The 11,930-nt window shown below is 66.3% G+C and carries 10 protein-coding genes and 1 pseudogene; 1 reads left to right on the forward strand and 10 read right to left on the reverse strand.

Annotated features, from left to right (window positions below):
- The first annotated feature begins 43 nt into the window (after positions 1 to 43).
- Positions 44 to 1,420: an FAD-binding oxidoreductase gene (locus ACSQ76_RS13650; RefSeq protein ID WP_437157011.1), complete on the forward strand. Its 1,377-nt coding sequence runs from the start codon at positions 44 to 46 to the stop codon at positions 1,418 to 1,420.
- A 102-nt stretch (positions 1,421 to 1,522) separates the two neighbouring features.
- On the opposite strand, the gene recN is transcribed toward ACSQ76_RS13650, so the two are convergent.
- From recN to ACSQ76_RS13700, 10 genes and pseudogenes are all read right to left on the reverse strand, one after another.
- Positions 1,523 to 3,169: a DNA repair protein RecN gene (recN, locus tag ACSQ76_RS13655; protein ID WP_437157012.1), complete on the reverse strand. Its 1,647-nt coding sequence runs from the start codon at positions 3,167 to 3,169 to the stop codon at positions 1,523 to 1,525.
- 16 nt (positions 3,170 to 3,185) lie between these two features.
- On the reverse strand, positions 3,186 to 4,037 hold the full coding sequence (locus ACSQ76_RS13660; RefSeq protein ID WP_306130631.1) for an outer membrane protein assembly factor BamD: 852 nt from the start codon (positions 4,035 to 4,037) through the stop codon (positions 3,186 to 3,188).
- Between the two features lie 163 nt (positions 4,038 to 4,200).
- The gene (lpxC, locus tag ACSQ76_RS13665) at positions 4,201 to 5,124 is read right to left on the reverse strand and encodes a UDP-3-O-acyl-N-acetylglucosamine deacetylase (RefSeq protein ID WP_437157013.1); all 924 of its coding nucleotides are present in this window, start codon (positions 5,122 to 5,124) and stop codon (positions 4,201 to 4,203) included.
- Between the two features lie 222 nt (positions 5,125 to 5,346).
- Complete coding sequence (gene ftsZ / locus ACSQ76_RS13670; RefSeq protein ID WP_306130633.1) at positions 5,347 to 6,981, reverse strand: cell division protein FtsZ; 1,635 nt, start codon at positions 6,979 to 6,981, stop codon at positions 5,347 to 5,349.
- 179 nt (positions 6,982 to 7,160) lie between these two features.
- Positions 7,161 to 8,495, reverse strand: a complete 1,335-nt coding sequence (ftsA, locus tag ACSQ76_RS13675) for a cell division protein FtsA (RefSeq protein WP_437157014.1) — start codon at positions 8,493 to 8,495, stop codon at positions 7,161 to 7,163.
- Position 8,496: 1 nt separating this feature from the next.
- Entirely contained in the window at positions 8,497 to 9,378 is an 882-nt protein-coding gene (locus tag ACSQ76_RS13680) for a cell division protein FtsQ/DivIB (protein ID WP_306130635.1), read from the reverse strand.
- Positions 9,366 to 10,244, reverse strand: coding sequence for a D-alanine--D-alanine ligase (locus tag ACSQ76_RS13685; RefSeq protein ID WP_437157015.1), 879 nt, complete (start codon positions 10,242 to 10,244; stop codon positions 9,366 to 9,368). Before ACSQ76_RS13685 ends, ACSQ76_RS13680 begins: the two co-directional genes overlap by 13 nt.
- Positions 10,245 to 10,340: 96 nt before the next feature.
- Positions 10,341 to 11,272, reverse strand: a pseudogene (murB, locus tag ACSQ76_RS13690) (UDP-N-acetylmuramate dehydrogenase).
- A 69-nt stretch (positions 11,273 to 11,341) separates the two neighbouring features.
- Positions 11,342 to 11,611 (reverse strand): DUF2484 family protein, encoded by a 270-nt coding sequence (locus ACSQ76_RS13695; protein ID WP_437157016.1) that lies wholly within the window; start codon positions 11,609 to 11,611, stop codon positions 11,342 to 11,344.
- Positions 11,608 to 11,859, reverse strand: coding sequence for a DUF2484 family protein (locus ACSQ76_RS13700; RefSeq protein ID WP_437157017.1), 252 nt, complete (start codon positions 11,857 to 11,859; stop codon positions 11,608 to 11,610). The genes ACSQ76_RS13695 and ACSQ76_RS13700 overlap by 4 nt, the downstream gene beginning before the upstream one ends.
- Positions 11,860 to 11,930 lie beyond the last annotated feature (71 nt).

Raw genomic sequence — 11,930 nt, forward strand, 5'->3', positions numbered from 1 at the left:
GCTTCGCATACTGTGCGGCTCTAGGGGAATGCGGGGGTTCGACATGGGTATTAGGGACGCCATTTCAGAGTTATCGCCCGTTTTAGGGCAACGGCTCAGCCTGTCCAAGTCCGATCTGCAAGAGCATGGTCGGAGCGAGACGCATTTTGCGGACGCCCCGCCCGACGCCGTGGCCTATCCCGAAAACACCGACGAGGTGCGCCGGATCGTGCAGGCCTGCGCCCGCCACAGTGTGCCGGTGATCGGCTGGGGCACCGGCACCTCGCTCGAAGGACAGGCGCAGGCCTTCTCGGGCGGGATCTGCGTCGACTTCCAGCGCATGAACCGCATCCTCGAGGTCTCGCAGGGCGACATGGACGTGCGCGTGCAGCCCGGGCTCACCCGCGAGGCGCTGAACGAGGAGTTGCGCGCCACGGGCCTGTTCTTTCCGGTCGACCCCGGCGCCAACGCCTCGATCGGCGGCATGACCTCGACCCGCGCCAGCGGCACCACGGCCGTGCGCTATGGCACGATGCGCGACAACGTGCTGGGGCTCGAAGTGGTCACCGCCACCGGCGAGGTCATCCGCACCGGCACCCGTGCCCGCAAGTCCTCTGCCGGCTACGATCTGACGGCGCTGTTCGTGGGCTCCGAGGGCACGCTGGGCCTCATTACCGAGATCACCTTGCGCCTGCAGGGCACGCCCGAGGCGATCTCGGCGGCCGTCTGCGCCTTCGAGTCCGTGGGCGACGCGGTCGAGGCGGTCATGGCCTCCGTGCAGATGGGCCTTCCGCTGGCCCGGATCGAGTTGATGGACACGCAAAGCGTCGAGGCGGTAAATGCCTATTCCGGCGCCGCCCTGCCCGTCTGCCCGCATCTGCTGCTGGAATTCCACGGCTCGGACGCAGGCGTGGCCGAACAGGCCGAAACCTTCGGCGCGCTGGCGCAGGAGTTCGGCGGCAAGGGCTTCGACTGGGCCCGCAAGACCGAGGAACGCACCGCGCTCTGGGCCATGCGCCACGCCGCCTACCACGCCATCGTCGCTCACAGGCCCGGTACCAAGGCGTTGGTCACCGATATCTGCGTGCCGATCTCGAACCTTGCCCGCGCGCTCGAGGAAACGCGCAGCCACCTGGATGCCCAAGGCATCGAGGGGCCGATCCTCGGCCATGTGGGCGACGGCAATTTCCACGCCATCCTGCAATTCGACCCCGAGGATGCCGCCGACAAGGCCCGCGTGCTGAGCGCCTCGGAACACCTGGTAGAGCTGGCCCTGTCGCTGGGCGGCACCGCGACGGGCGAGCATGGCATCGGCGTGGGCAAGCTGGGCTACATGGAGCGCGAGCACGGCCCCGCCTGGGGCCTCATGGGCACGATCAAGCAGGCGCTCGATCCCGACAACATCATGAATCCCGGCAAGCTGGTGCCGCCGCGGAACTGACGGCGCGGCGCCTGTGACGCCTTAGAGAGGGGGGCGCTGCCCCCACGGCGAACCTGCGGTTCACCGCTCCCCCGGGATATTTCCGGCCAGAGGAAAAGGGGGTCAGCCCGCCATAAGCGCTTCGGCGGCGGCGCGGGCCTCTTCGGTGATGGTCTCGCCCGACAGCATCCGTGCGATCTCGTCGGTGCGGGCGGCCGCATCCAGCGCCGTGACCGTCGACAGGGTCTGTCCTTTGGTGACGCGCTTTTCGACGCGCCAGTGATGCGCGCCCCGTGCGGCCACCTGCGGCGAATGCGTGACCACCAGAACCTGGTTGTCCGACGCCAGCCCCGCCAGCCGCCGGCCCACCGCATCGGCGGTGGCCCCGCCCACGCCGCGGTCGATCTCGTCGAATATGAGCGTGAGCCCGCTTTGCCCACCGGTCAGGCAGACCTTGAGGGCCAGTAGGAAGCGGCTCAACTCCCCGCCCGAGGCGATCTTGCCCAAGGGGCCTGCCGGCGCGCCGGGATTGGTGGCCACAGTGAAGGTCACCGCGTCCTGCCCGGTCTCGCCCGGATCGGTTTGGGTCACCTGGGTGGCAAAGACCGCGCGGTCCATCTTCAGCGGGGCCAGCTCTGCCATCACGGCCTTGTCCAGCTTGCCCGCCGCCCTGGCGCGCGCGTCGCTCAGCGCGCCGGCGGCGTCGGCATAGGCCGCGTCGGCCTCGGCAACCGCCGCCTGCAACGCCTTGAGGTCCGCATCCCCCTGTTCAAGACGTGCGACCTGCGCCCGCACGTCCTCGGCAAAGCCGGCCAGCTCGTCCGGCGCCACGCCATGCTTGCGAGCCAGCGCCCGGATCGCGAACAGGCGCTCCTCGGTCTCTTCCAGTTCAAGCGGATTGAACGTCAGCGCCTCAAGGCAATCCTCGACCCCGCTCGCCGCCTCATCAAGCTCGACCATGGCGCGCCCCAATGCCGCCAGTACCTCTTCCAGCCGGCCCTCGGCCTTGTCCGCGGCGCCTTCCAGCCAGCGCAGCGCGTCTTGCGCCTGGCCTTCGGCGCCGTCACGCAGCGCGGCCTGCGCGCGGGCTATATCCTCGCGGATCCGTTCGGACTGCTGCATCAGGCGGCGGCGCGTGTCCAGCTCCGCCTCCTCGCCCGGTTGGGGCGACAACGCGTCCAACTCCTCGACCGCGTGACGCAGGAACTCTTCCTCGGCGCGCATCTCGGCCAGCTTCGCCTCGGCCTCGTTCAACGCCTTACGCGCCGCGCTGCGCGCCTTCCACGCGATGCGCACCTTGTCGCGCCGCCCCGCCAGCTCGCCGAACTCGTCGAGCAGGTCGCGGTGCCCCTTCGGGTCCAGCAGGCCCCGGTCGTCATGCTGCCCGTGCAACTCCACCAGCGTGTCCGACAGCGCCCGCAGCACATCCCCCGAACAGCGCCGGTCATTGACCCACGCGGTCTTGCGCCCGTCCCCGGTGTTCACGCGCCGCAAGATCAGCGTGTCCTCCACCGGCAGCCCCGCCTCTTCCAGAACCGCCCGTGCCGCGTGCCCCTCCGGCAGGTCGAACTCGGCCACCACCTCGCCCTGCCCGGCCCCCTGCCGCACCAGCTCGGCCCGGCCGCGCCATCCCAGCACGAAGCCCAGCGAGTCGAGCAGGATCGATTTGCCCGCCCCGGTCTCGCCGGTCAGCACGTTCAGCCCGGGCTGAAACGCAAGCTCCAGCCGGTCGATGATCAGAATGTCGCGAATCTCCAGCGCACGGAGCATTCAAGGCTCCCGCGGGTTATAGCCAGCGTCCGAGGATCGTCTGACGATAGACCTGCCGCAGCCAGCTGTCGCCCACCGCTTCCAGTGTCAGCCCCTGCCCGGTCAACAGCTTGTAGCTGTCCTCGTACCATTCGGTGCTCTTGAAGTTGTGGCCCAGGATCGCCCCCGCCGTGCGCGCCTCGTTCGTCAGGCCCAGCGACAGGTACGCCTCGACCAGCCGGTGCAGCGCCTCCGCGGTGTGGGTCGTGGTCTGGAAATCCTCCACCACCACGCGGAAGCGGTTGATGGCCGAGGTGAAGTGATCGCGCCGCAGGTAATAGCGCCCGATCTCCATCTCCTTGGCCGCCAGATGGTCGAAAGCCAGGTCGAACTTCAGGATCGCCGAGCTGGTGTATTCGCTGTCGGGATACTGTTCGATCACCTGCCGCAGCGATTGCAGCGCCTGGAATGTCAGGCCCTGGTCGCGGCCCACCTCGTCGATCTGGTCGTAATAGCTGAGTGCCAGCAGGTATTGCGCATAGGCCGCGTCGCCGTCGGCGGGATAGAAATCGAGATACCTCTGCGCGGCGGACCGGCTGTTCTCGTAATCCTCGTCCTTGTGATAGGCAAAGGCCTGCATGATCACGGCCCGCTTGGCCCATTCCGAATAGGGGTAGAGCCGCTCGACCTCGGCAAAAAGCTCGGCCGCCAGTTCCGGATCGCCGCGCGCAAGGTCATATTCGGCGCGGCCAAAGATCTGCTCTGCGGTGAACTGTTCGTAATCGACCTCGCCGCGTTCGATGCGCGAGTTCACGCCGCCGCAGCCCGCAAGCATCGTCGAGGCCACGAGGGCCGCTGCCAAACCGATCCCGATTCTGCCGCCTGTCATGCTCGCACGTACCCCCAAAAGCCTGTGCTAAACTTGTGTTCAGGCCTTAAGGCCGCTTGATTTCGCAGGATCATATCCGCATTACCAAGGGCGTCCTAGCACATAATTTTCCGCGGCAAAACGCCTTAGACCCGATTGCCCGTCACAAAGCCCGCGCCTGTGGTCAGGCAACCTCAGAGATCTCGCCCCAATGCACGCCCGCCCCGGGCAGACGCGCGGCGGTTTCGGCGTCGCAGGTCACGATCTCGAACGCATCGGGCCGGGCAAAAAGCGCGCGCAACAGATCGTTGGTGATCGCGTGGCCGGCCCGCAGGCCGATGTAATGCCCGAGGATCGGCAGGCCCGCCAGCGCCAGGTCGCCAAGCGCGTCCAGCATCTTGTGCCGCACCGGCTCGTCAGGCTGGCGCAACCCGCCGGGGCTCAGGACACGGTCGCCGTCGAACACCACGGCGTTCTCGCCGGGATTGCCCCCAAGCGCGAGGCCGTTGGCCTGCATCGCATCGACATCCGCCTTGCGGCAGAAGGTGCGCGCGGTCGACAATTCGCGCACGAAACTGCCGTTCGACATGTTCAGGATCTTCTTCTGCCGCCCGATCGCGGCATCCTCGAACTCGATCGCGAATTCCAGCAACAGCGTGTCGTGCGGCACCAGCCGCGCCGACGCGTCGCCTTTTGTCACTTCGACGGGTTTCAGAACCTTCAGCGCCCGCACTGGCGCGTGCTGACGGCGCAGCCCGGTGGACAGGATACCATGCACGAAGGGGGCAGAGCTTCCGTCGAGGATCGGAACCTCGGGGCCATTGACCTCGATCACCGCGTTGTGCACGCCACAGCCCGACAGCGCCGCCATGATGTGCTCGACCGTCGAGACACGCACGCCCGCGGCGTTTTCCAGCAGCGTGCAGAGCGGCGACTGGTTCACCATGTCCCAGCGGGCCGGGATCTCGCAATGACGCAGTTCGCAATCGATCCGGCGAAAGACGATGCCGCGGTTCGCAGGCGCCGGCAGGATTGTCACACGGGCGAAAGCACCCGAATGCAGGCCGACGCCATCGAACGAAACCGGGGTTTTGACCGTATTCTGCACGTGCTTACCTCAGGCCGATTATCGGCTCATTTAATTCAACTGGGCCACATCTATTGCGCGGGACGCAGATGCTCAATTCACTCTTTGCAACGCGCTGAAACATCAATGTTGCAAGGCTTGGCGAATTTTTGCCGACCGGGGAAAGACCCCGTTCAACCCCTGTTCCGCAACGCAAAAGGGCCGCGGATCGCGGCCCTTTTACAGGTTGATTTGTTGTCCGGTTCAGTTCGCCTGGCGGCGCAGGAAGGCGGGAATTTCGATCTGGTCGTCCTCTTCCTCGCGCTCGTCACGCACCTCCGGCTGTGGCGCCGTGGCCTGCATCGGAGGTTGCTGGCGCGCCGGGCGCGGCGGTTGCTGTGCGCCTTCCGCGCCGTGGCCCGTCATCCGGTTGATCAGCGAATTGATCCCGAAACGCGGCCTCTCGGCGGCATGTTCCGGGGCCGCTGCTGGTGTCGGCGCCTGCCGCTGGGGCGTGCCGCTGCCACGGTGTTGCACCGCGGCCTGAAGCCGGGCCAGCGCGTCCTGAGACGGGGTGCCCGGCGCAGGCGCCTTGGGCGCAACGAAGGTCTCGGGCTCTTCCGCCTGCGCCACGAAGGTTTCGGGCTCGGGGCGTGGCGTATAGGCCGGCGGCGGTACGTCGCGGTCGCTACCCTCGGCGTCGAAAATCTCTTCCATCTGCTCTTCCGCCGCCGCGCGCTGCGCGTCGAAGGCATTGAACAGGCTGGGTTCGTCCGCAGACTCGGTGCTGGCCGCCACGACAGGCTCCGCTGCCGGCTCGACCGTTTCCTCGTAGGTCTCGACCGCCTCGATCTCGACCTCTTCGGCCGGCTTCAGCGGCTCTGCCAGCTTGCGGCGCGGCACCGGGATTTCCTTGCTTTCGTCGCTGGCGTCGATGCCGGTGGCCACGACCGACACGCGCATGAAGCCTTCCATCGTCGGATCCAGCGTGCTGCCCACGATGATGTTGGCGTCGGCGTCCACTTCCTCGCGGATGCGGTTGGCCGCTTCGTCCAGTTCGAACAGCGTCAGGTCGTGCCCGCCGGTGATGTTGATCAGGACGCCCTTCGCGCCGCGCAGGCTGATCTCGTCCAAAAGCGGGTTCGCGATGGCCTTCTCGGCGGCCTGGATGGCGCGCTCTTCGCCGTCGTCCTCGCCGGTGCCCATCATCGCCTTGCCCATCTCGTCCATCACCGCGCGCACGTCGGCGAAATCGAGGTTGATCAGGCCCGGGCGCACCATCAGGTCGGTCACCCCCTTCACGCCCTGGTACAGCACGTCATCGGCCATCGAGAACGCCTCGGTGAAGGTCGTCTTCTCGTTCGCGAGGCGGAACAGGTTCTGGTTCGGGATGATGATCAGCGTGTCGACCATCTTTTGCAGCGTGTCGACGCCTTCCTCGGCCTGGCGCATCCGCTTGGCGCCTTCGAACTGGAAAGGTTTCGTGACGACACCGACGGTTAGCACGCCAAGTTCACGCGCTGCCTGAGCGATGATCGGGGCCGCGCCGGTGCCAGTGCCGCCGCCCATCCCGGCGGTGATGAAGCACATGTGCGCGCCGGCCAGCTGGTCGACGATCTGCTCGATGTTCTCTTCGGCGGCTGCGGCACCCACGGCGGCTTTCGCGCCGGCGCCCAGCCCTTCAGTGACTTTCACACCCAGCTGGATCCGGTTCGGCGCGTTGCTCTGGGACAGCGCCTGCGCATCGGTGTTGGCGACGACGAAATCGACGCCTTCCAGCTGTTTCTCGATCATGTTGTTGACGGCGTTGCCGCCTGCCCCGCCAACACCGAAAACGGTGATGCGCGGCTTGAGTTCCTGGTCCTGTCCCTGACCTGGCATGCTGAGGTTAAGTGTCATAGCTCCGCCTTCTTTGCCTGCTGTTGTGCCCGCCTCGCGCAGGCTTGATCCGCCTAAATTGTATTAACAGTACCGTCCCGGCGCCCTTACGTCACCCAAAAAACACGAAAATACCACAAAATATGGGTCTTTTTTCCCGCTTTCACGCGGGATTTCGCCGAAACCCCCAGATTTTGCGATCACCAGTTGTCCTTGAACCATTTTACCGCCCTTTTCAGGGATCGTGCCGGGTAGCGATCCACCGGAATCTCGAAGTCCCACCATTCGTCCTGGGGATTCGCCGCAAACAGGCACATCCCCACGGCGCTGGCAAAGCCCGCCCCCGTCGCCGCCTGTGGCAAGCCGTGCACCCGCAGGGGCCGTCCCAGCCGCACCTGCTGTCCCAGGATGCGCGTCGCCAGCCCGTCCAGTCCGGGGATCTGGCTGCCGCCGCCGGTCAGCACGATCTGCTGGCTGGGAAGATGCTGGAACCCGGCGGCATCCAGCCGCGCGCGCACCTCTTCCAGGATCTCCTCGACCCGCGGGCGCATGATGCCGATCAGTTCCGCGCGGCTTACCGTGCGCCTGTCATGTTCCCAGTCGCCGGTCTCGCCGCCAATCTCGATTATATCGCGGTCGTCCATGCCCGTGGCCACCACGCCGCCGTAGAATGTCTTGATCCGCTCCGCGGTGGCGTGCGGCACCTGCAACCCCATCGAGATGTCGCCGGTGACGTGCTCGCCACCGATCCGCACGGAGTCGGCATAGATCATGTGTTTCTTCATGAAGATCGACACGCCGGCGCTTCCGCCGCCCATGTCGATGCAGGCCGCGCCCAGCTCCTGCTCGTCCTCGACCAGCGCCGAGATGCCCGACACGTAGGCCGAACTGGCCAGCCCCGCCAGCTCAAGGTCGCAGCGCTTGACGCAATGCGCCAGGTTCTGGATCGCCGCGCCATCGACCGTCAACATGTGCATGTCCACCGCCAGGTCCTGCCCCAGCTGCCCCCGCGGGTCGCTGAGGCCCGAGCGGTGGTCCAGCGCGAAATTCACCGGCTGGGCGTGCAGCACCTCGCGACCCTCGCCGAAATCGGGCACGTCACAGGACGACAGCACCCGGCTGATGTCCTGCTCGGACACGGTGCTGGCTTCCAGCGACACCTGCCCGGCCAGCCCATAGCTGCGCGGCTCGGCACCCGAGAAACAGGCGATCACGTGATCGACCCGGATATTGGCCATCTTCTGCGCGGCCTGCAGGGCTGTGCGAATGGCCCGCTCGGTCTCGGTCATCGTGGTGATCTCGCCATAGCGCACGCCCCGCGACCGCGTCGTGGCCGCCCCGATCACACGAAACCCGGCCTGGCCCGCCAGCGCGCCCACACCCTCGGTTTCACGCAGCCGGTCGCTGCCGTCGAAACGCAGCACGAGGCAGGCGATCTTGGAGGTGCCCACGTCCAGAACCGCCACGACACCGCGCTGCATCGCCGCCCGGCGCATGTTCCGCATCGCCCTTTGCGATTCATAAAGCTCGATCATGTCACTCTTCCGCCCCTACGGTCATTTTTGTCACGCGCCACCATTCGGACACCGCGTTTTCGTTCATTCTTATGGTCGGCCGGGATGCCAGGCGCATGTCCACCGCCGCAAGGTCACGCTCCAGCATGTCCTGCACTTCGGCCAAGACGATCACCCGCTCCAGCGCCCGCACCGGATCGGTCTCGGGCAGCAGGATGCGCTGGCCGCGGTCCAGAACCACATCCCACCGCCGCTCGCCCATGCGCACCAGCCCGCGCAGCCGCGACCGCAGCGGCGCCGCCGCCTGCAGGATCGCCATCGCCTCGGGCACGGCGTCGGTCGCGCCTTTGCCGGCAATCACCGGCAGATCGGCGCGGTCGGCGCGCTGCATGATATCGCCGATCACCACGCCTTCGATGTCCACCACGCCCAAGCCATCGCGCGACCGCCAGATCGCCACCGGCTGGCGCTCTTGCACATACGCCACCAGCACGCCGCCCTGCCGCACCCGGACGGACGCACTGGCAACCGCCGGCAGACCGGCAATTGACAGGCGGACCGCGTCGAGGTCGATGTCGAACGAACTGGCCGGCAGGTCATGCGGGAAGATCTCGCGGATATCCTCCTCGACCGTCGCGCTCGCGCCTTCCACCGCCAGCAGGTTCACCATGAACTCCGGCCGTGTCTCGATCTGCTCGCGCAGATCGATCACCGCCAGTGCGATCGCTTCGCGCCGCTCGGGGTTGGAAAAATACGCCGTGCCGAGGCCGATGATCAGGCAGAACGGCACCCCCACCCGCAACAGCTTGCGGAAAAGCGGCGTCAGCATCAGCCGCTGATAGCGGTACGACCACCGCGACGGCGCCGGATCGGCCTTGGGCTCCAATGGTTTCACCTGTTGCATGACGCGTCCTTCACCAGCCAGTCGCACAATTGCGGAAAGCTCATGCCCGCCGCCTGCGCCTGCTCGGGGCTCAGCGAGGTCGGCGTCATTCCGGGCTGGGTATTGGTCTCCAGCAGGATCAGCCCCTCCAGCCCCTTTGCCTCGTCCCAGCGAAAATCCGTGCGGCTCAGCCCGCGGCATCCCAGCACCGCGTGGGCGCGCAGCGCGTAATCCTCGCAGGCATCGGCAATTTCCTGAGGAATGTCGGCCGGGATCACGTGCCGCGACCCACCGGCGGCATATTTCGCATGATAATCGTACCACCCATCGGTGATGATATCCGTCACCCCCAGCGCCCGGTCGCCGATCACCGAGGTCGTCAGTTCGCGCCCCGGCGCGAACGCTTCGACCATCACGGTTTGCGGCATGTCCTCGGACAGTTGCGGCGGCGCGTTCGCGGCCTCGTGCACGATATAGACGCCCACCGACGAGCCTTCGTTATTGGGCTTCACCACGTAAGGGGGCGGCATCACATGCGCCTTTCCCACCTCGTCCTTGTCCACGATGACGCTGTTGACCACCGGCAGGCCCGCGGCACGATACGCCGCCTTGGTGCGCTGCTTGTCCAGCGCCAGCGCCGAGGCCAGCACGCCCGAATGGGTATAGGGGATCTGCATCCACTCCAGCATCCCCTGCACACAGCCATCCTCGCCCCAGCGGCCATGCAGGGCGTTGAACACCACGTCGGGTTTGAGATCGGCCAGAACCACGGCAAGGTCGCGGCCGGCATCGACCTCGACCACCTCATAGCCTGCCTCCCGGAGTGCTGCGGCGCATTCCTGTCCTGACGAAAGCGACACCTCGCGTTCGGCCGAGGGGCCACCCATTATCACCGCAACAGTCGGGGCGTTTCCGCTCGAAGAAACCACCTTACTGCCTCAATGTCCCGGGTCGTTATCGACCCTTGTTTTATTGTGTCCGCCTCAATTCGCGGAGGGGGCCGTTTCGCCGACCCTCATGATTTCCCAATGTAACTCTATTCCGCTGTCTTGGAAAACCTTTTTCGTACCTCCTCGCCCAAACCTTCCAGGTCCGCCGCCGTGGCGCCCCCGGTGTTGATCAGGAAGTTCGAATGCTTCTCGCTCATCTGCGCCCCGCCCCGCGTGGCGCCGCGCATCCCGGCGTCGTCGATCACCTTCCACGCCTTCAGGTCATGGGTGTCGTCGGCCCGCCCGGTGCTGGAAAACCCGGCCGGATTGCGAAACGTGCTTCCGGCCGTCCGGTCCTTGGTCGGCTGCGTCTCGTCGCGCTTTTTCAGCTGCGCGTCCATCCGCGCGGCCAGTTCCCCGGGATCGCCCGCAACGCCCTCGAACGTCGCGCGCGTGATCACCCAGCCCTCGGGCAAATCGGTCTGGCGGTACTGGAACTTCAGGTCCTCGGCGCTCAGCGTCACTACCTCGCCCGCGCGGCTGACCGCCTGCGCTTCGACGAAATGATCTGCCACGTAACTGCCATAGCATCCGGCATTCATCCGCACCGCGCCCCCGATGGCGCCGGGAATGGTGCGCAGAAAGGTCAGGTCCACCCCCGCCTCGCCCGCGCGCCGGGCCACATGCGCATCCAGCGCCGCAGCACCCGCGGTCACGCGCGTTCCGTCAACTTCGATATCGTTGAACCCGCGCCCCAGCCGGATCACCACCGCGCGCAAGCCTCCATCCCGGACGATCAGGTTGCTGCCCACACCCATCGGAAACACCGCCACGCCCGGATCCAGATCGCGCAGGAACGCCGCCAGGTCATCCAGGTCCGCCGGCTGAAACAGCCAATCCGCCGGCCCGCCCACGCGCAGCCATGTCAGATCGGCCAGCATGCGCTTCTCGCTCAGACGGCCACGGGGTTCGGGAAGCTCATTCATGCGCCAGCTTGTGCCCGATTACGCCCCGAACCGAAAGATGGACATTATGCTTTTTCTTGCCGGAAATACTCACTTCCCACCGCCGTCCGCATTACCTCCGGCGACCCGGCGCGCCCAGCGGCCCAGATAGATGACCGGCCAGCGCAACAGGCTCATCCCCGCGGCCAGCACCAACAGCCCCACCCAGGGCCCGTTCTGCCAGGTCACGTAGCCCAGCAGCGGAATGCCCACGGCGATCAGCACATAGGCCCGGCGCCAATGGTTGTCGCGGCTGGGGATCATCGCCAGCAAATTCGCGGCAACGGCCCAGATAAAGAACAGGACCAGGGACATGCTCATTTAGGTACCTCCGGTTTTTCCCCCGCCAGACGCCGCGTGAAATAGCGCAGCGGATTGCGAAACATCGACAAAAGCGCGAGCACCGCCAGCGCGGCGGGGATGACCCCGTGATCCCGCCCGATCATCCAGATCAGCACCGGCGCCAGCGCCAGCAGAAAGATCCCCGGTGCGTATTGATGCCGCGTCGGCAGCATCGCCACCAGCGTGCCCGCGATCACCCAGAGACAGCACAGGACAACAAGTGTCATGCCCGACCTCCGGGGTACGTTTTTCTCGCGAAAAACGTACCGGAAAATGCGCATTTTCCGGCCCGGAATTT

This window comes from Roseovarius sp. B08, assembly GCF_051417955.1.
Taxonomy (GTDB): Bacteria; Pseudomonadota; Alphaproteobacteria; order Rhodobacterales; family Rhodobacteraceae; genus Roseovarius.